The sequence below is a fragment of the Georgenia sp. Z1491 genome, assembly GCF_049856175.1.
GTDB lineage: Bacteria > Actinomycetota > Actinomycetes > Actinomycetales > Actinomycetaceae > JB111.
Window position 1 is genome coordinate 128,231 of sequence record NZ_JBNDNA010000005.1, and the last position, 18,896, is coordinate 147,126.

General features: G+C 72.6%; 17 protein-coding genes and 2 tRNA genes. 11 read left to right on the plus strand and 8 right to left on the minus strand.

Features of this window, described 5'->3' with window-relative positions; genetic code table 11:
• Positions 1-35: 35 nt before the first annotated feature.
• The 4 genes from clpX to tig form a co-directional block, all read right to left on the minus strand.
• Entirely contained in the window at positions 36-1,304 is a 1,269-nt protein-coding gene (gene clpX / locus ACPYO4_RS06980; protein WP_425708494.1) for an ATP-dependent Clp protease ATP-binding subunit ClpX, read from the minus strand.
• Positions 1,305-1,585: 281 nt separating this feature from the next.
• The gene (locus ACPYO4_RS06985) at positions 1,586-2,296 is read right to left on the minus strand and encodes an ATP-dependent Clp protease proteolytic subunit (protein WP_425708495.1); all 711 of its coding nucleotides are present in this window, start codon (positions 2,294-2,296) and stop codon (positions 1,586-1,588) included.
• Positions 2,297-2,322: 26 nt separating this feature from the next.
• Positions 2,323-2,964 carry an ATP-dependent Clp protease proteolytic subunit gene (locus tag ACPYO4_RS06990; protein WP_425708496.1) on the minus strand — a complete coding sequence of 214 codons (642 nt, stop codon included), beginning with the start codon at positions 2,962-2,964 and terminating at the stop codon, positions 2,323-2,325.
• Between the two features lie 284 nt (positions 2,965-3,248).
• Positions 3,249-4,862, minus strand: coding sequence for a trigger factor (tig, locus tag ACPYO4_RS06995; protein ID WP_425708497.1), 1,614 nt, complete (start codon positions 4,860-4,862; stop codon positions 3,249-3,251).
• Positions 4,863-5,095: 233 nt separating this feature from the next.
• Between tig and ACPYO4_RS07000 the strand changes: the two genes are divergently transcribed.
• From ACPYO4_RS07000 to thpD, 3 genes are all read left to right on the plus strand, one after another.
• On the plus strand, positions 5,096-5,632 hold the full coding sequence (locus ACPYO4_RS07000; protein ID WP_425708498.1) for a hypothetical protein: 537 nt from the start codon (positions 5,096-5,098) through the stop codon (positions 5,630-5,632).
• Positions 5,633-6,277: 645 nt separating this feature from the next.
• Entirely contained in the window at positions 6,278-6,556 is a 279-nt protein-coding gene (locus tag ACPYO4_RS07005; RefSeq protein ID WP_425708499.1) for a DUF1540 domain-containing protein, read from the plus strand.
• A 370-nt stretch (positions 6,557-6,926) separates the two neighbouring features.
• A complete protein-coding gene (gene thpD / locus ACPYO4_RS07010; protein WP_425708500.1) occupies positions 6,927-7,826 on the plus strand; it encodes an ectoine hydroxylase in 900 nt (299 codons plus the stop codon).
• Between the two features lie 134 nt (positions 7,827-7,960).
• Here thpD and ACPYO4_RS07015 read toward each other — a convergent pair.
• Positions 7,961-8,033: transfer RNA gene (locus tag ACPYO4_RS07015), tRNA-Pro, on the minus strand.
• A 211-nt stretch (positions 8,034-8,244) separates the two neighbouring features.
• On the opposite strand from ACPYO4_RS07015, the gene ACPYO4_RS07020 reads away from it, so the two are divergent.
• Positions 8,245-8,318, plus strand: a tRNA-Gly gene (locus ACPYO4_RS07020).
• A gap of 19 nt (positions 8,319-8,337) precedes the next feature.
• On the opposite strand, the gene ACPYO4_RS07025 is transcribed toward ACPYO4_RS07020, so the two are convergent.
• The 3 genes from ACPYO4_RS07025 to rpmF form a co-directional block, all read right to left on the minus strand.
• Positions 8,338-10,827 carry a protein kinase domain-containing protein gene (locus ACPYO4_RS07025; RefSeq protein WP_425708501.1) on the minus strand — a complete coding sequence of 830 codons (2,490 nt, stop codon included), beginning with the start codon at positions 10,825-10,827 and terminating at the stop codon, positions 8,338-8,340.
• 169 nt (positions 10,828-10,996) lie between these two features.
• Positions 10,997-12,229, minus strand: coding sequence for a mannose-6-phosphate isomerase, class I (manA, locus tag ACPYO4_RS07030; RefSeq protein WP_425708502.1), 1,233 nt, complete (start codon positions 12,227-12,229; stop codon positions 10,997-10,999).
• 185 nt (positions 12,230-12,414) lie between these two features.
• Entirely contained in the window at positions 12,415-12,582 is a 168-nt protein-coding gene (gene rpmF / locus ACPYO4_RS07035) for a 50S ribosomal protein L32 (protein WP_425708503.1), read from the minus strand.
• 185 nt (positions 12,583-12,767) lie between these two features.
• Between rpmF and ACPYO4_RS07040 the strand changes: the two genes are divergently transcribed.
• The 7 genes from ACPYO4_RS07040 (at position 12,768) to epsC (ending at position 18,793) form a co-directional block, all read left to right on the plus strand.
• Positions 12,768-13,961, plus strand: coding sequence for a sensor histidine kinase (locus ACPYO4_RS07040; RefSeq protein ID WP_425708504.1), 1,194 nt, complete (start codon positions 12,768-12,770; stop codon positions 13,959-13,961).
• Entirely contained in the window at positions 13,958-14,458 is a 501-nt protein-coding gene (locus tag ACPYO4_RS07045) for a response regulator (protein ID WP_425708505.1), read from the plus strand. The genes ACPYO4_RS07040 and ACPYO4_RS07045 overlap by 4 nt, the downstream gene beginning before the upstream one ends.
• The gene (locus tag ACPYO4_RS07050) at positions 14,455-15,189 is read left to right on the plus strand and encodes an IMPACT family protein (protein ID WP_425708506.1); all 735 of its coding nucleotides are present in this window, start codon (positions 14,455-14,457) and stop codon (positions 15,187-15,189) included. The genes ACPYO4_RS07045 and ACPYO4_RS07050 overlap by 4 nt, the downstream gene beginning before the upstream one ends.
• 233 nt (positions 15,190-15,422) lie before the next feature.
• Positions 15,423-15,776 (plus strand): GntR family transcriptional regulator, encoded by a 354-nt coding sequence (locus ACPYO4_RS07055; RefSeq protein ID WP_425708507.1) that lies wholly within the window; start codon positions 15,423-15,425, stop codon positions 15,774-15,776.
• Positions 15,773-16,879: a DUF1648 domain-containing protein gene (locus tag ACPYO4_RS07060; protein WP_425708508.1), complete on the plus strand. Its 1,107-nt coding sequence runs from the start codon at positions 15,773-15,775 to the stop codon at positions 16,877-16,879. Before ACPYO4_RS07055 ends, ACPYO4_RS07060 begins: the two co-directional genes overlap by 4 nt.
• A gap of 380 nt (positions 16,880-17,259) precedes the next feature.
• Positions 17,260-18,195, plus strand: a complete 936-nt coding sequence (gene cysK, locus ACPYO4_RS07065; RefSeq protein WP_425708509.1) for a cysteine synthase A — start codon at positions 17,260-17,262, stop codon at positions 18,193-18,195.
• Between the two features lie 16 nt (positions 18,196-18,211).
• The gene (gene epsC, locus ACPYO4_RS07070) at positions 18,212-18,793 is read left to right on the plus strand and encodes a serine O-acetyltransferase EpsC (protein WP_425708510.1); all 582 of its coding nucleotides are present in this window, start codon (positions 18,212-18,214) and stop codon (positions 18,791-18,793) included.
• The last annotated feature ends 103 nt before the right edge of the window (positions 18,794-18,896 follow it).

Consider the following 18,896-nt stretch of genomic DNA (forward strand, 5'->3'; position numbering starts at 1 on the left):
GGCATCCCCGGGGAGTCGCGGAGCGCCGCGGAGCGTCAGGCGGAGCGCTGCTGGCGACGCCGGGTCTTGCTGCGCAGCGCCAGGGTCGGCGCCTGGCCGCTGCGCACCGACTCGGCGGTGACGACGACCTTCTCGACGTCGTCGCGCGAGGGCACGTCGAACATGGTCTCGCGCAGGGTGTTCTCCATGATGGCGCGCAGCCCGCGCGCCCCCGTCCCGCGCTCGAGCGCGAGCTCGGCAATGGCCTCCACGGCCTCGTCCGTGAGCTCGAGCTGCACGCCGTCGAGGTCGAAGATCTTCTGGTACTGCTTGACGAGCGCGTTCTTCGGCTCCGTCAGGATCGTCACCAGGTCGGACTGGGTGAGCGCATTGACCGTCGCCGTGACGGGCAGGCGCCCGACGAGCTCGGGGATGAGCCCGAACTTGTGCAGGTCCTCGGGCGAGACCTTGGTCAGCAGGTCGGCCTCGCTCTCGGTGCCCTTGAGGGCGGCGCCGAAGCCGATGCCGTGCCGCCCCACACGGCTGCTCACGATGTCCTCGAGGCCGGCGAACGCACCGGCCACGATGAACAGCACGTTCGTCGTGTCGATCTGCAGGAACTCCTGGTGGGGGTGCTTGCGCCCGCCCTGCGGCGGCACCGCCGCGGAGGTGCCCTCGATGATCTTCAGCAGCGCCTGCTGGACGCCCTCGCCGGAGACGTCGCGGGTGATCGACGGGTTCTCGGCCTTGCGGGCCACCTTGTCGATCTCGTCGATGTAGATGATGCCGGTCTCGGCCTTCTTCACGTCGAAGTCGGCGGACTGGATGAGCTTGAGGAGGATGTTCTCCACGTCCTCGCCGACGTAGCCGGCCTCCGTCAGCGCCGTGGCGTCCGCGATGGCGAACGGGACGTCGAGCATCTTCGCGAGCGACTGTGCGAGGTAGGTCTTGCCCGTACCCGTCGGGCCGATCATGAGGATGTTGGACTTCTGGATCTCCACGGCGTCCGGCGCCGGCTTCTCCTCGGCCGACCGCACCCGCTTGTAGTGGTTGTAGACCGCGACGGCGAGGCCACGCTTCGCCTCGTCCTGCCCGACCACGTACTCGCCCAGGAAGTCGAAGATCTCGCGGGGCTTGGGCAGGTCCTCCAGGGAGGACTCGCCGAGCTCGGCCAGCTCCTCGTCGATGATCTCGTTGCACAGCTCGACGCACTCGTCGCAGATGTAGACGCCCGGGCCGCCGATCAGCTTCTTGACCTGCTTCTGGCTCTTCCCGCAGAACGAGCACGTGAGGAGGTCCGCCGTGGCGGGTCCAGTGCGCACCATCGGGTCCTCCTTGTCTCGTCGCGGTCCGGGGCCGCTCGCCGCTGGGTACGGCTCTCGGCTCAACCTTCGCACACGCGCGACCCGGTAGGCATCTGCGTTTGCCCGGCGCGCCTCGTCGTCCGCGCCACGGTGCACGGTCCGTACGGCAGGTGCGCGACGCCGTCGGGCCGCGCCCATGCGCCACGGCGCACCGTCCGTACGGCAGGTGCGAGACGCCGTCGGGCCGCGCCCACGCGCGACGGCGCCCCCGGACCGTTGGTCCGGGGGCGCTGTGCGCGAGGCTACTTCTGGATGGTTACCGGCTCGGTGTTCTTCCGGGACTCCAGGACCTGGTCGACGATCCCGTACTCCAGCGCCTGCTGGGCGGTGAGGATCTTGTCGCGCTCGATGTCCCGCGAGATCGTCTCCGAGTCCTGGGACGTGTGGTGCGCGAGCGTCTGCTCGAGCCACTGGCGCATCCGCTGGACCTCGTTGGCGTGGATCTCGATGTCCGAGGCCTGCGCGTAGCCGCCGCCCTCGAGGGCGGGCTGGTGGATCATCACGCGCGCGTTGGGCAGCGCGAGGCGGCGCCCCGGGGAGCCGGCCGCGAGGAGCACGGCAGCGGCCGAGGCGGCCTGCCCGAGGCAGACCGTCTGGATCTCCGGCTTGATGTACTGCATCGTGTCGTAGATCGCGGTCAGCGCCGTGAACGAGCCGCCGGGGCTGTTGATGTACATGGTGATGACGCCGTCCGGGTCCTGCGACTCCAGGACGAGCAGCTGGGCCATGACGTCGTCGGCCGAGGCGTCGTCCACCTGCACGCCGAGGAAGATGATGCGGTCCTCGAAGAGCTTGGCGTACGGGTCCTGGCGCTTGTAGCCGTAGGCGGTGCGCTCCTCGAAGGACGGGAGGATGTAGCGCGAGGTCGGGCTCTGCGGGGCGGTCCCGCCGGGCATCGGGGCGGTGGCGCCGTTCGGTGCGAAGCCGGCGCGGCCCATCATGGGGAGGTTCATTCGGACTCCTTCGGTGGTCGCGGGGCTCAGGACGTGGAGGACGGGTCGGACTCGTCGTCGGACGCGGTGCCACCCGAACCGGTGACGGCGGCGGCGCTGGCGACCACGTGGTCGATGAAGCCGTACTCGAGCGCCTCGGCGGCCGTGAACCACCGGTCGCGGTCGGCGTCGGAGTTGATCCGGTCCAGCGGCTGGCCGGTCTGCTCCGCCGTGAGCTCGGCGAGGACCTTCTTCATGTGAAGGATGAGCTCGGCGTTGATCTTGATCTCGGTGGCCGTGCCGCCGATGCCGCCCGAGGGCTGGTGCATCATCACGCGGGCGTGCGGCGTGGCGTAGCGCTTGCCCTTGGTGCCCGAGGTGAGCAGGAACTGCCCCATCGAGGCGGCCAGGCCCATGCCGACCGTGGCGACGTCGGGCTTGACGTACTGCATCGTGTCGTAGATGGCCATGCCCGCGGTGATCGAGCCGCCGGGGCTGTTGATGTAGAGGAAGATGTCCTCGTCCGGGTCCTCGGCGGCGAGGAGGAGCATCTGCGCGCAGATGGCGTTCGCGTTCTCGTCGCGCACCTCCGAGCCGAGCCAGATGATGCGCTCCTTGAGCAGCCGGTTGTAGATGCTGTCGTTCAGACCGAGGTTGCTCGCCTCGGCGCGCGCGATCGGTTCGCTCACGTGCAGCTCCTAGATCGAAGGTGGGGGCGGCGGTGCGGAGTGCCTCCGCCGCGGGTAGTCACTGGACCCTAACCGCGCGCGGCCGAGGTTCCTGCCCCTGTCCGGGGCCTTTTCGCTGTCGGCGCACGGGCAGCCGCGCCGGGGCCGCCAGGGCAGCCACGCCGGGCGTACACACGCCTCTGGGCGTACACGCGCCGAGGGGCGTACACGGGCCAAGGGGCGTACACGGGCCGAGGGGCGGCCGACCGGTGGTCGGCCGCCCCTCGTGGCGGATGGTGCCCGGGTCAGGCGTCCGAGTCGGTCGTCGCCTCGTCGGACTCCTCAGCGGCCGCCTTCTTGGCAGCAGGCTTCTTCGCGGCCGGCTTCTTGGCGGCAGCCTTCTTCTCAGCGGGCTTCTTGGCGGCAGGCTTCTCGGTCTCGGCCTCTGCTGCCTCGTCCGCGCTGTCGGCGGACTCGGGGCTGTCCGGGGAGTCCGCCGAGTCGGCGCTGTCGGCCGAGTCGCCGGAGTCCGCGCTGTCGGCCGACTCCTCGCTCTCCTCGGCGTCGATCTCGTCGAGCTCCGCCTCGGCCTGGTCGGTCTCCTCGGAGCCGAGGTACTCGGAGAGGTCGAGCTCGGTGCCGGAGCCGTCGACGACCTTGACGTCGCGGAGCACCACGGCGAGGGCCTTGTTGCGGGCGACCTCACCCATGAAGGCGGGCAGCTGCCCGGTCTGGCCGGCGGCCTGGATGAAGTTGTTCGGGTCCATGCCGTACTGCTGGGCCTGCTCGACGAGGAACTCGAGCAGCTCGTTCTGCGAGACCTGAACCGAGACCTGGTCGGAGATCGTGTCGAGGATGATCTGGTCGCGCAGGAGCTCCTCGGTCTCGCCGCGGATCTCCTCGCCGTGCGGGTCGCCCTCGGGCTTGCCCTCCGCCTCGAGGTGACGGGCGATCTCGGCGTCGACGACGCCCGAGGGGATCGGGACCTCGAGGTTGTCGCGCAGGTGCGCCAGGAGCAGGTCACGGGCCTCGACGGCCTGGTTGCCGGCGCGGTCGGAGGCCACCTGGGTACGCAGGTCGGCGCGCAGCTCCTCGAGCGTGTCGAACTCGGAGGCGAGCTGGGCGAAGTCGTCGTCGGCGTCAGGGAGCTCGCGGACCTTGACGGCGGTCGGCGTCACGGAGACGTCGGCCTCCTTGCCGGCGTGGTCGCCGCCGGCGAGCGTCGTGGTGAAGGTGCCCTCCTTGCCCGCGGTGAGGCCGACGAGGGCCTCGTCCTGGCCGGGGAGCATCGAGCCGGAGCCGACCTCGTAGGAGATGCCCGACGCGGTGTCGACCTCCTCGCCGTCGACCATGGCGGACAGGTCGAGCGTGACGAAGTCGCCGGTCTCGACGGCGCGGTCCACGCCCGTCAGCGTGCCGAAGCGCTCGCGCAGGGCGGTCAGACGCTCCTCGACGTCCTCGTCCGAGACCTCGGAGTCGGCCACCGTCAGGGTGATCGTGGAGAAGTCGGGGAGCTCGATCTCGGGGCGCACGTCCATGGTGGCCGTGAAGACGAGCTGACCGCCGAGGGGGCCGGTGACGGCAGGGAGCTCGGTGACCTCGATCTCCGGCCGGCCGAGCGGGTTGACGCCCGACTCGCCGACGGCCTCGCGGTAGAGGGAGTCCATCTGGCTGTTGATCGCCTGGTCGAGGACCGCGGCACGGCCCACGCGCTGGTCGATGATCCGGGCCGGGACCTTGCCCTTGCGGAAGCCGGGGATGCTCACCTGCTGGGAGACCGTGGCGTAGGCGGAGTCGATCGCCGAGCTGAGGTCCTCGTACGGGACCGTCACGGTCAGCCGGGCCCTGGTGGCCTCGAGGTTCTCCACGTCCGTCTTCACTGCGGGGTACTCCAACTCGTCGGTAGCTGACTTGAGCACGGGGCAGCGCGCACGGCGGCGCGGTGGGACCCGTGGGGTGGCGCCGCACGCCTCGTCGAGCAGGCGTGGGCACGCACGATCCTCACGATCCTACGGCACACCGCGGCTCGCGTAGAGGGTGAACGACCCAGGGACAGCGTCATCCGGGCCACACCACACCCGGAGCGCGACCCGGCTCCTGGGCCGGCGCCTACGCTCGGCTGCGACACACACGCCCCGACGACGGAGCCGCCATGACCACCGATCCGAGCGCCACCGACCTCCGCCGCGAGGTACGCAGCCTCGAGGGGCGGGTGCTCGAGCTCGAGACCGCCCTCGTCCGGTTCGTCATGGCCACGGCGAGCGCCCTGCTCGTCGCGGGGCTCGTCCTGCCGTTCATCCACTACACGCACGACGGCGAGGAACGATCCTTCGCCCTCGCGTGGGCGGCGCTCCAGGCGACCGCCGAGGGGGCACTGGCGACGGACGGCATCGTCGTGGTGATCGTGCTCTGCCTGCCCGCGCTCGTCTCGTTCCTCGCGCTCGCCTCCCTCGCGGGCCACGGTGTGCACCGGGACGCCGGTCGACGCAAGGCGTTCGACACTGCGGTCGGCGCGCTTCTCTTCCTGTCCACGCTCGGTGTCGGGGCCCTGGTGCTGCTCGCGCGGAGCACGGCCGAGGTGGACGACCCCGTCGGCCCGGCGATCTGGCTCTACGTGCCGGGCGCGATCGCGGTGGCCTGGGTGCTGTCCGAGCGGTCCGCGCGCCGGTGGTGGGACGCGGGGAGGTGATCCGGCGCGCCGGGCCGGCAGGCGAGCGTGCGGACGAGCGGCCGCTCTCCGCGCCGGCGGAGCGGCGTCAGGCCACGTCGGCGGCAACGACCCGGTCGTGCGCATGTACGCAAAGAGGCGGTCGACGAGGATCGACGGCTTGCCTGCCTCGAGCTCCCGGACGTACCTCTGGGTGGTGCCGGGCTGGTCGGCCGGCTCGCTCTGCGTGAACCCCTCGAGCAGGCGCGACTGCCGGATGATCCGTCCGAGCGACTCGGGCCGGCAATCCTGCCGATGTACGCCATTCGATCCTCCGACGACGATATTGACGTCAAGGTGTCCGACTACGTTTTCGACGTCAACGGCTGCGACGTCGATACGCGGCTCATCCGCAGGCGGCGCCATAGAGCGCCGACCGACCGTGGCGCGCCTCGTGCCGGGGGCGACAGAGGCGGCCACGCCGCCGCGCGGTCGATGCGCGCGCCTGGACGCCGGGTTCCAGAAATAAGTGACACGGACGAATAAGAAAACATTAGCCACGCACAAATCAATGATTGCTCGAAACAAGCGGTAAGGCGTGCCATACCTTTCTAGACGCGCATTCGATATCGTTCTACATTCTTCATAAGCGGCGCGATCAACGTGCCTCGGTCGAAGGAGATGGTCATGAGTGTCATGGAGATGCCCCACGTCACCGAGTGCTCGGTCGGCGCCTGCTCGTACAACCACGACGGCTGCACCGCGTTTGCCGTCACCGTCGGGCAGGACGCGCAGTGTGCGACGTTCCTGCCCCTCAACATCAAGGGTGGGCTCGACAAGATCGTCGCCCAGGTCGGTGCCTGCCAGCGCACGTCCTGCGTGCACAACAAGGACCTCGAGTGCGCGGCCGAGTTCATCAGGGTCGGCGGCGCCGAGGCCGACTGCCTCTCCTACGAGGCGCGCTGACCCGCCTCCGAAGAGCGCTGACCCGACCGACGACCGACGCCTCCCGCCCGCAAGGGCCGGGAGGCGTCGTCGTGCCTGTGGCCGGCGTCGTCGCGCTCGGGACATGGGGCGTCGTCGTACCCGGGGAGCGAGCGTCGTCGTCCCCGCGGGGCGAGACCCAACCCTGGCTGTCCACAGTCACGACGTGCAGATCTGGCGACGATGCGTACGGTGGGAGTGAGCCACCCGCCCACGTCGGCCGGGGTGGCGGACAAGAGCACAGCGTGCAACCGCTGGTGACCGAGCAGAGCGGACGACCGGGCCGAGCCCGGCGCCGCCGCGCGCGGGACCCGTCCACGGACGGTCTCGTCGCCCGAGGAAAGGGAGACTCATGACCACAGCCCTCGATCCGACCACCGACCACTACCGCACCCGCCTCGCGACGCCGGGCAGCTTCGCCGACCGTGCGCACCCCACGGTGTGGGGCACGGAGGCGGACGGGCCGTTCGATGCGGCCGCGCTCGAGGCGCACGAGTCCCGCGGCTTCACGATCCTCGAGGACTTCGTCACGCCGCAGGAGGTCCGGGCCTTCAGCGCCGAGCTCGACCGGCTCGCTACGGACCCGCGCCTGACCGACGACGCACGGCTCGTCACCGAGAAGGCCACCGGCGAGGTCCGGTCCGTGTTCGAGGTGCAGGCCCTGAGCGAGGTGCTGGACGCGCTCAGCCGCGACCCCCGCCTGCTCGACCGGGCGCGGCAGCTCCTCGGCTCGGAGGTCTACCTCCACCAGACCCGGGTGAACTACATGCCCGGCTTCAAGGGGACGGGCTTCTACTGGCACTCGGACTTCGAGACCTGGCACGCGGAGGACGGCATGCCCGCGCCGCGCGCCGTGAGCTGCTCCATCGCCCTCACGCCGAACTACCCCTACAACGGCGGTCTCATGGTCATGCCCGGCTCGCACCGCACCTACGTCCCGTGCGTGGGCGAGACGCCCGACAACAACCACGCCTCCTCGCTCAAGGAGCAGCGGATCGGCGTGCCGTCGGAGGACGACATCACCGCGATGGCCGAGAAGCACGGGATCGACCAGTTCACCGGCCCCGCCGGGTCGGCCCTCTGGTTCGACGCCAACATCATGCACGGGTCGGGCAACAACATCACGCCGTACCCGCGCTCCAACGTGTTCCTCGTGTTCAACAGCGTGGACAACGCGCTGACCGAGCCGTACGCCGCCTCCGCGCCGCGACCGGAGCACATCGCGAGCCGCGACACCACGCCGCTGCGGTAGGACGCGCCGGGGCCGTCGACGTCGCGGGCCGGTCCGCCCGGGTGGCCTGCACCCGGGCGGGCCGGCCCGCGCGCCCCCGGGACCACATCCCTGGGGCGACGGATTCGTTCACGATGTCCTGGGACATCACACGGTCGGGGTGGCGGGACTTGAACCCACGGCCTTCCGCTCCCAAAGCGGACGCGCTACCACCTGCGCCACACCCCGTTCGCCCCGGTCCCCCGGAGGCGGCGGCCCGCCGTCCGGTACGCCGAGGGCGCGGTCCGATCGACGGTCGCTCGCTCAGGGTACGCACGCGCTCGTCCGCGGGGTGCCCGCGACCCGGCTGCGAGAGACCGATCACTCACCGCCCGGCCCGCTTCGGCGCGGGCCGTCCACCTTGCTAACGTGGGCGCCGCCCCGGTCACGACCGGGGCGCGCGGGTGTAGCTCAATGGTAGAGCCTCTGCCTTCCAAGCAGATTACGCGGGTTCGATTCCCGTCACCCGCTCCACAGCGCGGCGGGCCGTGCGTCAGAACGGCGAGGCGTTCCACCAGTCGTCGTGCAGCGACTCCGAGCCGATGCCCTCCCCGTACACGGCGACCACCATGTTCTGCCGCTCGGCGTCGTGGAAGGTCGTGTAGTGCTCGCCCGGGTCGGTGACCTCCGGCGGGGTCCGGAAGAGGATTCCGGCCTCCTCGTCCGGGTTGCTGTTGTAGTTCCAGGTCGAGTTCTGCCAGCCACGGTTCTGGTCCCCGTCCGTGGTGAAGGCGTCTCGCGAGGCGCTCCCGTCGAACTGCAGCACCGAGTACTCGATGCCGTCCGACTGGGTGCAGGTGACCGCCGTGACGAGGCCGTCGGGCTGGGTGTCCATGTGCGCGGAGACGCCGTTCGCGCAGGTGGCCGAGTTGTAGCCCTGGCCGCCCTCCTGCGTGGAGACCAGCTCGGTGAAGGTGGCGGGGATCGAGGACTGCTCGCCCCAGGCGTCGGCGAGCTCCGCTGCCTCCTCGTCGCCACCTCCGCGGACGAGAAGCCAGATCCCACCACCGACGACGACGAGACCGACGACGATCGCCACGACCACCACGAGCGGGTTCAGGCCGCGACGCTTCTGCGCCTGCGACGGTCCGCCGTACGGAGCCGGTCCGGGCCCGCCCACCGACGCAGGCGAACCCGCGAACGGAGCAGGACCACCCGTCGACGCGGGGGAACCTGCGAACGGCGCAGGACCCGCCGCGGGGCCAGGCGACCCTGCGAACGGTGCGGGCCCGCCCGACGACGCAGGGGAACCGGGGAACGGCGCGGGACCCGTCGCGGAGCCGGCCGACGTGCCCGGTCCGCCAGGTCCTTGCTGAGGCGATCCGCCGGGACCGGGCACCGGGTGCGGGCCGGTGGCACCGGACGCGGCCGAGACCGGGACACCGTGGCTGCCCGTGGCGCCGGACGCCGCGGAGGGGGCACCGCCGGGCACGCCGCCCTGACCAGGAGCGGGCCCACCGGCAGGTGCCCCACCGGGCCCACCGGCCTGCTCGGACACGGGGACAGCGGCGGTCGGCTGCCACTGCTGCATCCGCGCGAGCCGCTGGCCGATCCCGTCGAGGACCTCGGGGTGCCGAGCCCCCTGGAACTCGTACGCCACCGTCCAGGTCCGACCACCGCTGCCCACGGTGATCTCCTCGAGGTGGTCACCCTGGACCACCCGCTCGAGCGGGAGGCGGGGCGGCAGGTCGAAGAACTGGGAGTCGCGCAACAGCTGTTCGATCGCGCCGCGATCCTGGGGCGATACCTGGCGCGTGTCCACCGGACCGACCTGAAGCGACTGGGTCCCGGGGCCGAAGAACCGACGCACCATGACCGTGAAAGGCGGGCGTGGGCCCGTGTGGGACTCGCTCGGGTACTGCACGCCGCCCGTGGGGCGCCCGGGCATCACCTGGGAGCCCGCGCCGGGGGCCGCGGCCCGCCCGGTCCCGGTCCGCTCGCCGGGGCCTGCGACGCGCCTGCCGGTCGGCGGCCCGGCAGTGTGCAGGCCGCTCGGCCCGCCCGACGTCGACGACCCCGCCGCGCCGGCACCGGCTCCCGCGCCGGCACCTGCTCCTGCACCGCCGCCCGCGGACCCGGCCCCCGCACCGGCACCCGCACCGCCGTCCACGTTCTCGCCGGCCCGCTGCTCACGCAGCGCGGCGTACGCCGCACGGCTCAGCGCGCGGCAGCTCTCGAATCGCTCGGCGGGATCCTTGGCCATCGCCTTCGCGACGACGTCGTCGAAGGCCGTGCCCAGCCCCGGCACGGCGGCGGACGGCTTGGGCGGCTCCAGCGTGAGGTGCGCGTTCATCTTGTTGAACGGCGTCTCCGCGGGGAACGGGATGCTGCCGGTGAGCAGCTCATAGAGCACGCAGCCCAGGGCGTAGACGTCGACCTTGTGCGAGAGGTGGTGGGCCTCGATCTGCTCCGGGGCGGCGTAGGCGAGGGTCGCCAGCAGGTTGCCGGTGCCGGTGAGGTTCTCGCCGTCGTCGACGGTCTTGGCGATGCCGAAGTCGGTGAGCAGGACCTGCTCGGGCTCGTCCTCGTCGTCGGGGTCGAGCGGGGGCGCGAGCAGGATGTTGGCCGGCTTGACGTCTCGGTGCAGCAGCCCGGTGCGGTGGGCGAAGTCCAGGCCCGCGGCGACCTCGTGGACGATGTGGACGGCGCGGGCGGGGTCGAGCCCGCCGTCCGCCTCCTTGAGGGCGGCCGCGGCGTCGGTGCCCTCGACGTACTGCATGGCGATCCAGAGCTGGCCGTCGTGCTCGCCGCGGTCGTAGACGGCGACCACGTTGCGGTGGAAGATCTGGGCCGCGAGGTCGGCCTCGCGCTCGAAGCGGTTGCGGAAGCTGTCGTCCTTGGCGAGCGAGGTGCTGAGCATCTTCAGGGCGTCGTACCGGGGCAGCCGAGGGTGCTTGGCGAGGTACACCGACCCCATGCCGCCGCGGCCGAGCTCGCGCACGATCGTGTAGCCGGCGAACTGCTGGCCGGGCTCGTGGTCCACCGATGGACTCCGCTCTGGTCGGGGTACGCCCTCGCGGGCGCGGGTGAGGCTGCCGACACGCTATCGCCGTGGCCCCGGGCCGGCGCGCACGAGACGCGGCCAGTTCTCCCCGGGTACGCGCCGGGCGCCGAGGGCCGGGCACCAGGAGCCGGGTGCCGGGGCCGGTCGGTCAGGGCACGTCGGCCTGGACCAGCCGCCCGGCGCCGCTGACGCTGACGGGCCCCAGGTCGCCGGCGACGAAGGCGGCCTGACCGCGGCGCAGCGTCGTCGTGCGACCGTCGATCGCGACGTCGATCTCCCCCTCGAGCGCGAGCAGGATCCGCGGGCCACGACCGGGGACGAGGGCCCGGCCCTCGCCGTCGAGGGTGACGACGGCGAGCTCGAAGTCGTCCACCGGCGCGTAGTAGACGCCGACGCTGCCGCTCACGGTCTCGGGCGCGATCCGCACGGGCGGTGCCGCCACGTAGTCGAGCGCCTCGAGGACCTCGGCGACGTCGACGTGCTTGGTCGTGAGCCCCGCCCGCAGCACGTTGTCCGACGAGGCCATGATCTCCACCGCGAATCCCGAGAGGTAGGCGTGCACGGCGCCGGCGGGCACGAACATCGCCTCGCCCGGGTGGAGGGTGACGGGGTTGAGCAGGAGCGCGACGACGACGCCCGGGTCTCCCGGGTGCTCCCCTGCCAGCTGGCCGACGATCCGGTCGACGCGCGGCGACGGCGAGGAGCCGCTCGCGAGCCGCCGCGCGCACGCGCTCGCCACCGCATCGACCTCGTCCGGGCCCGGGCGCGTCTCGTCCCGGAGCAGCCGCTCGACGACGTCGCGCACCCCGTCGGCCGACGGCGCGCGCCGCAGCGTCTCCTCGAGCTCGGTGGTCAGCGTGGTGCCGAGCCCGGCGAGGACCTCGATGGCGCGGCGCGGCGCGCGGAACCCGCACACCGCCTCGAACCGGGTGAGGGCGTAGACCATCTCCGGCTTGTGGTTGGGGTCGCGGTAGCTGCGGGCGAAGTCGCCGCGCGGGATGCCCGCGGCCTCCTCCTCGGCGTATCGGCGCCGCGCGCGCTCGAGGTCGGGATGGACCTGCAGCGAGAGGGCGCGGGCGGGGGCGACGAGCTTGAGGAGGTAGGGCAGCTGCTCGCCGTACCGGCCGACGACGTCGGGGCCGAGGGTCCGGGAGGGGTCCGCCGCGATGTGCTCGCCGAGGGTGCGGCCCGTCGCGGCGTCGTCAGGCGTTCCGCAGGGGCGCGTGCGCGCCTGTGCCTCGGGGTGCGCGCCGAACCAGAGCTCGGCGACGGGGCCGCCGTCGGGGGTGGTCCCGATCATCTCGGGGATGAGGTCCGCCGAGCCCCACGCGTAGCGGCGCTCGGCGCCCTCGACGCGCACCAGTCCCGGGACGGCGGACATGCTCACTCCTTGCGACTCACGCCCGCCCGGACCGGCGGGACCCGTCATCCTCCCCCGGCCGCGACTCGGTGGTCGAGCGCCGGACGGGCAGTTCGCCCCGGTCCGCGCGGCGATCGGGTGTCCGGCCCCGGGCACGACGACGGCCCCGGACCCTGGCGGGTACGGGGCCGTGCGGAACGGGCTCGTCAGTCGGTCTCGACGAGGCCCTTCTGGTAGGCCTTCGCCAGACGACGGGGGACCTTGATCTCGCGACCCTTGACGCGGACGGTGACGAGCTGCGTGAGCTCGGCCTTCCACTGGGACCGGCGAGAGCGGGTGTTGCTGCGGGACATCTTGCGCTTGGGAACTGCCATGACCCTGCCGCTCCTTTCTCGGGTGGACGATCAACGACCCCCAAGGATGCCAGAGCGTGCAGGACGGGGGCCAACCTGCACAGCCTACGCGTCGTGTGAGATCCCTCGCCAGACGGGTGGGCGCGCGACGCGTCACACCGGCCGTCTAGGATCGTTGCACTGCCGAGCCCGAGGAGGCGACGACCGTGCCGAACCCGCACGCGGGTACCGACGACGGCGCGGCCGACCCCGCGATCCCGGACGACAGCGCGGCCCGGAACGACCACGACCTCGACGGCGCGTCCCCGGACCTCGATTCCCTGTCCCAGGACGAGGCCGCCCAGGCGTCGACCGCCCTGCTCGGCGAGCTCACGGCGGGGATCGCGCACGAGATGACCAACCCCGTCGCGGCGATTCGCAGCGCGCTCGACCATCTCGCCCACGACCTCGACGACCTGCTCGCCTCGTTCGCCGAGGGCACCGCCGACGCCGATGTCCGCGCCCGGGCCGGCGACGCGCGGCGCCGCATCTCGAGCGCACGTGACCGCACGCTGCGTTCGAGCGCGGACGCGCGTGCGCTGCGGCGGGCCATCACGGGCGAGGTGGGAGACGACGTGCTCGCGCGCCGCCTGGTGGCCGCCGGCGCCGAGGACCCCGCCGATGCCGCCGACCTCGCCGCCGGCGGCGAGCCGGCGATCGAGCGGGCGAGGCACGCGACCGCCGTCGGGGATGCGCTGCGCCACCTCGACGCCGCCTCGCGCCAGGTTGGCGCGCTGGTCTCGAGCATCCGCGCGCACGTGCGCCCCCTCCCCCCGGGCGACGAGGTGCAGGCGACGACCGGCACCGAGCCCCCCACGGCCGAGGGTGCCGACGAGACGAGCACCCATGACGCCCGCGCCGACGCCGACCCGCGCCAGAGCGTCGTGGTGGCGGACTCCCTCAGGTCAGCGCTGACGCTCACCGAGCACCGACGTCGCGGGCTCGGCTGCGACCTCTCGCTCGGCGACGTCCCCCCGGTGCGCGCCGAGCCCGGCCACCTCGACCAGGTGTGGACCAACGTCCTCGTCAACGCCGCCGACGCGATGGGCGGCTCCGGCACGCTGACGATCGACCTCACGCAGACCGACGACGGCCTGGTGCGCGTGGTCCTCGCGAACGACGGTCCCCCCATCCCCGCGGGCGACCTCGACCGCATCTTCACCCGTCGGTTCACCACCAGGTCCGGCGGGCGCGGCGGCGGGCTCGGGCTGGGGCTCGCCCTGTCCAAGGACATCGTCGAGCGCGCGGGCGGGACGATGCACGCACGCTCGCGCGAGGGACTGACCGAGATGATCGTGGAGCTGCCGCCCGACCCGGGCGCGCACGTGGCGGCATCGGCCGCCGGGAGGGAGACGAGATGAGCGAGCCGAGGCTGACCGTCGTCGTGCTGGAGGACGACCCCGGGGTGCGCTCCGCCGTCGTGCGTGACCTGGAACCGTTCGCCGCGACGGTGCGGATCGAGGAGGCCGACACCGTCGACGACGCGTGGGCCATCGTCGACGAGGTCATGGCCGACGAGGACCTTCCCGCGCTGCTGCTCGTGGACCACGGGCTACCGGGCCGCAAGGGCGTCGACCTGCTCGTCGAGGCCTGGGTCGACCCGCGCACGTCCGACTCGCGCAAGATCCTGCTGACGGCGGAGGCGGACCAGGCGGCCACGATCCGCGCCGTCAACGAGGGCGGGCTCGACCACTACATCGCCAAGCCCTGGGACCCCGACGTGCTGCGCGCGACGGTCCGCAAGCAGCTGACGGACTTCGTGCTGACGACCGGCACCGCGCCCGACCGCCATGTCGACGCCCTCGACGCCGAGCGCGTGGCGCACCTCCTGGGCCGCGAGGAGCAGGCCGCCGAGTGACCGGCTCGCCCGCCGGGGATCCGGCCGGGGCGCCCGGCGCCGGCCCCGGGACGCCCCGCCCCGACGACGACGCACCCCCCGCCGCCCTGCGGCCCGCGCGCGGCGCACGGGCCGAGTCCGAGCTCGTGGAGAAGCGGTCGCGGTTCCTCGCCTACGCGGCGCGGGCCGACACGGCCGAGGATGCCCGCGCACTGCTGGCCGCCACCCGCGCCGAGCACCCGCAGGCCCGGCACCACTGCTCCGCGTGGATCCTGCCCGTCGACGGCGGCGGCCCGCCGGTGGCCCACAGCTCCGACGACGGCGAGCCCTCGGGGACGGCGGGGCGGCCCATGCTCGACCGGCTGTCGGGCGCGGGGCTCGAGGCGGTGGCCGTCGTCGTCGTGCGGTACTTCGGTGGCACGCTGCTCGGGACCGGCGGGCTCGTGCGCGCGTACGGGGACGCCGTCGGTGGGGTGCTCGCCGGCCTCCCCCTGGTGCGGGTCCGGGTCCTCACGCGGTGCACGGTCGCCGCGGACCACGCGACCGGGGCGCGGATCGAGGCCGAGCTCCGCTCGTCGACGGCCTCGCTGATCTCTGTGCTGGACGTCCGCTGGGGCCCGGACGGGGTCGAGCTCGACGTCACCACCGACGACCCGGCCGGACTCGACGCGCGGACGGCGGAGCTCTCCGCGGGGGCGGCGCGCACCACCGAGATCGGCCCGCACGAGGTCGAGCTGACCCTCGACGAGTGAGGGGCCGTTCGCCTCCTACCCCGACGAGTGCGGTGACCGACCGACGAGTGCGGGGAGCGGATCCCCTCCCTCGTGGGCCGGCCACCGCACTCGTCGTGCTGGCGTCAGTCGGCGGTCGGTCCGTCCCCGCACTCCTGTCGTGGCCCACCGCCAGGAGGAGGTCCCTCATCGCCAGACGAAAGTCCCCTCACTCGCGACTTGTTCTAGTTGCAATAGAACTATAGAATGAAGCCATGCAAGTGGTCATCGACACCGCCTCGGCGCAGCCGCTCTTCGAGCAGGTCGCCGCCCAGGTCCGTGGTGCCGTCCTGGCGGGCGAGGTCGGCCCGGGCGAGAAGCTCCCGTCCGCCAAGGACCTCGCCGCCGGACTGGACGTCAACCAGCACACCGTGCTGCACGCCTACCAGCTCCTGCGGGACGAAGGGTTCATCGAGCTTCGCCGCGGGCGGGGCGCCACCGTCCGCGAGGACCACCCCTACCCCGACCCGAAGCTCCTGCGCGCGATCGAGAACGTGCGCCGTGCCGCGACCGAGTCGGGCGTCCCGCTCAACACCGTCATCCACCTCCTCAAGGAGCCGCAGTCATGAGCGCCACCGGCCGGAACACGACAAAGCCCGGCCGCGGACCGATCCCGCACCGCGGACGTCGCCTGCTTCTCGGCGTCGTGCTCCCGCTCGCCGTGACGGCAGCCGCGTGGATCTACATCGCGGTAGTGGCCGGCGACCTCCCGGACCGGGTCGCGGTGCACTGGGGCACCGACGGGCCGGACCGGTGGAGCTCGGTGACCGAGCTGCTGACGATCCCCGCGGTGATGTGCGGCGTGAGCCTGGCGTTCACCTGCCCGCTCGCGGCGTTCACGGGGCGGCAGTCCATGACCCGCCGGACGATCGTCGGAATCTCGGCGGGGTTCGCCACGATGTTCGCCGGCATCGCCGTCTCGACGGTGCAGGTCAACCTCACCGACCCGCCGGGCGATCCCGTCGCCGGCATCGTGCTCGCCAGCCTTGCGGGTCTCGCCGTCGCGGTCGCGGCAGCCGCGGCGGCCGGCGAGGACCCGGTCGTCCCGGCGACCGATCCCGTGCCCGCCGACGCGGCCCGGGCGGACCTGGGCCCCACCGAGCGCGCCGTCTGGGTCCGCGGGACGGGGGCCTCCGTCAGGACGCTGGTCGTGATCGTGGTGCTGTTGGTCGGCTCCGGCGTCCTCATCGGCGCCCTCAGCAGCTGGTGGTGGGGCGCGGTCTTCGCGGCCCCCCTCATCGCGCTGGAGCTCGCACTGCTGCGCTACGTCGTCCGGGTCGACGCCGACGGCCTGGTCGCACGCTCGGCCCTCGGCGTCACCGTGCTGCGGGCACGCGCGGACGAGGTCGTGCGGGCCGACGTCGTCTCGATCGAGCCGTTCCCCGAGTTCGGCGGCTGGGGCCTGCGCACGGACGTCCACGGCCGCGTCGGCCTCGTCACCCGCAAGGGGGCGGCGGTGCGGATCGAGCGCACCGGCGGCCGCATCCAGGTGATCACCGTCGACGACGCCGAACGGGGCGCCGCCCTGCTCAACACCATGGCGGAGCGAGCCCGGCCGGTGTCGCACATCGAGGACACGCCGCTCGGGAGCGCCACCCGCCCGGGAGCGAGCGAGTCGATCGAGCCGCAGGGACCGGTCGCGGGCGGGCGGAGCGGCACGAGCACCGACTGAGTACCGGCCCGCACCCACATGGCGGACCGGGCCCACCATGCGTACATGCGAGCGGCACCGATCGGGCACCATGGGGACCGGCCACCGGCTAAGGTGGTTGAGAGTTCAATCCATCGGTGGCCACTGACGGCCCGTGCAGGGAGGTGACGCGTGCGCGACGACCTGGTGTCCCTCGCTCCCCCACCGCACTTCGGCTTCTGCACCGAGGGCGGCTGTCGCTAGGGCGTCGGGCCCGTAACCGCCGCCAGGCCTCCCGACCCCCCGCCCCGCCGACCCGGCCCCCACCGCTCGAGCCATGCCCGAGGACGGACCGGGTACGGCCTCGCCGTCATCGGCGCACCCGACCAGCACGCACACCCACCCAACTCTCGGAGGACCCCATGGCCCAGATCTTCGACGACGTCACCCAGGCGGTCGGTCGCACCCCCCTCGTCCGCCTCAACCGCGTGACGGACGGCGCCGGCGCGACCGTCCTCGCCAAGCTCGAGCACTTCAACCCCGCGAACTCCGTCAAGGACCGGATCGGCGTCGCGATCGTCGACGCGGCCGAGGCCTCCGGTGAGCTCACCGACGGCGGGACGATCGTCGAGGCGACGTCGGGCAACACCGGCATCGCGCTCGCGATGGTCGGCGCGGCCCGCGGCTACACGGTCGTCCTCACCATGCCGGAGACCATGTCGAAGGAGCGGCGCGCACTGCTGCGCGCCTTCGGTGCCGAGCTCATCCTCACGCCCGGGCCCGACGGCATGCGAGGCGCGGTGGAGGCCGCCGAGAAGGCCGCCGCCGAGCGCCCCGGGGCCGTCCTCGCCCGCCAGTTCGCCAACCAGGCCAACGTCGAGATCCACCGCACCACCACCGGCCCCGAGGTCTGGAACGACACCGACGGCGCCGTCGACATCTTCGTGTCGGGCATCGGCACCGGCGGCACGATCACCGGCGCCGGGGGCTACCTCAAGTCGCAGAAGCCCGAGCTCCACCTCGTCGCCGTCGAGCCGGAGGAGTCCCCGATCCTCACGGGCGGCAAGCCCGGGCCGCACAAGATCCAGGGCCTGGGTGCGAACTTCGTACCCGAGATCCTCGACACCGACCTGTACGACGAGGTCGTCGACATCAACCTCGACGCCTCGCTCAACTTCGCGCGCCGCGCCGCCACGGAGGAGGGCCTGCTCGTGGGGATCTCCTCGGGTGCCGCCATCGCGGCCGCCGTCCAGGTCGCCCAGCGTCCGGAGAACGCGGGCAAGACGATCGTCGTGGTCCTCCCGGACCTCGGCGAGCGCTACCAGTCGACGGCGCTGTTCGAGGGCCTGGTCGACTGACGTGCACGATTCCGGCGTGCCCTTCTGGGTCCTCCTGCGCGAGGACCTCGAGGCGGCCCAGCGCGGCGACCCCGCCGCCCGTTCCATGGCCGAGGTGGCCCTGGCGTACCCGGGCGTCCACGCCCTGTGGGCGCACCGGGTCGCGCACCGGATGTGGCACGCCGACCGGTCGCGCGGGCGGCTCCGGCTGCCCGCGCGGCTGCTCTCGCAGGTCGCACGCGCCGTGACCGGCATCGAGATCCACCCCGGTGCGGTCATCGGGCGACGCATGTTCATCGACCACGGCATGGGCGTGGTCATCGGCGAGACCGCCGAGGTCGGCGAGGACGTCGTCATCTTCCACGGGACCACGCTCGGCGGGGTCTCGATGTCGAAGGGCAAGCGGCACCCCACCGTCGGCGACCGCGTGACGATCGGGGCCGGCGCCAAGGTCCTCGGACCGGTGACCGTGGGCTCGGACGCCCGGGTCGGCGCCAACGCTGTCGTCGTCAAGGACGTCGAGGCCGGCACCTCCGCCGTCGGCGTGCCGGCGAAGGCGATCCGCCCCAAGGTGACGGCCGACGAGGCCCGCTGGATGGACCCGGCGATCTATATCTGAGGAACCAGCCGCATCGAGCTCGTGCCCGGGGTGGTGAGGTCGTGCTTCGGACGCACGACCTCACCATGTACGGCACGACCTCGACGACGGTGGCGGCCGCACC

Excerpts from the sequence above, each read along its gene's own strand:
- ACPYO4_RS07045 (WP_425708505.1), top strand. The coding sequence starts at position 13,958 with ATGAGCGAGCCGAGGCTGACCGTCGTCGTGCTGGAGGACGACCCCGGG.
- clpX (WP_425708494.1), bottom strand. The coding sequence starts at position 1,304 with ATGGTGCGCACTGGACCCGCCACGGCGGACCTCCTCACGTGCTCGTTC.
- rpmF (WP_425708503.1), bottom strand. The coding sequence starts at position 12,582 with ATGGCAGTTCCCAAGCGCAAGATGTCCCGCAGCAACACCCGCTCTCGC.
- ACPYO4_RS07055 (WP_425708507.1), top strand. The coding sequence starts at position 15,423 with ATGCAAGTGGTCATCGACACCGCCTCGGCGCAGCCGCTCTTCGAGCAG.
- cysK (WP_425708509.1), top strand. The coding sequence starts at position 17,260 with ATGGCCCAGATCTTCGACGACGTCACCCAGGCGGTCGGTCGCACCCCC.
- manA (WP_425708502.1), bottom strand. The coding sequence starts at position 12,229 with ATGTCCGCCGTCCCGGGACTGGTGCGCGTCGAGGGCGCCGAGCGCCGC.
- ACPYO4_RS06985 (WP_425708495.1), bottom strand. The coding sequence starts at position 2,296 with ATGAACCTCCCCATGATGGGCCGCGCCGGCTTCGCACCGAACGGCGCC.
- ACPYO4_RS07000 (WP_425708498.1), top strand. The coding sequence starts at position 5,096 with ATGACCACCGATCCGAGCGCCACCGACCTCCGCCGCGAGGTACGCAGC.
- thpD (WP_425708500.1), top strand. The coding sequence starts at position 6,927 with ATGACCACAGCCCTCGATCCGACCACCGACCACTACCGCACCCGCCTC.
- ACPYO4_RS07005 (WP_425708499.1), top strand. The coding sequence starts at position 6,278 with ATGAGTGTCATGGAGATGCCCCACGTCACCGAGTGCTCGGTCGGCGCC.
- ACPYO4_RS07060 (WP_425708508.1), top strand. The coding sequence starts at position 15,773 with ATGAGCGCCACCGGCCGGAACACGACAAAGCCCGGCCGCGGACCGATC.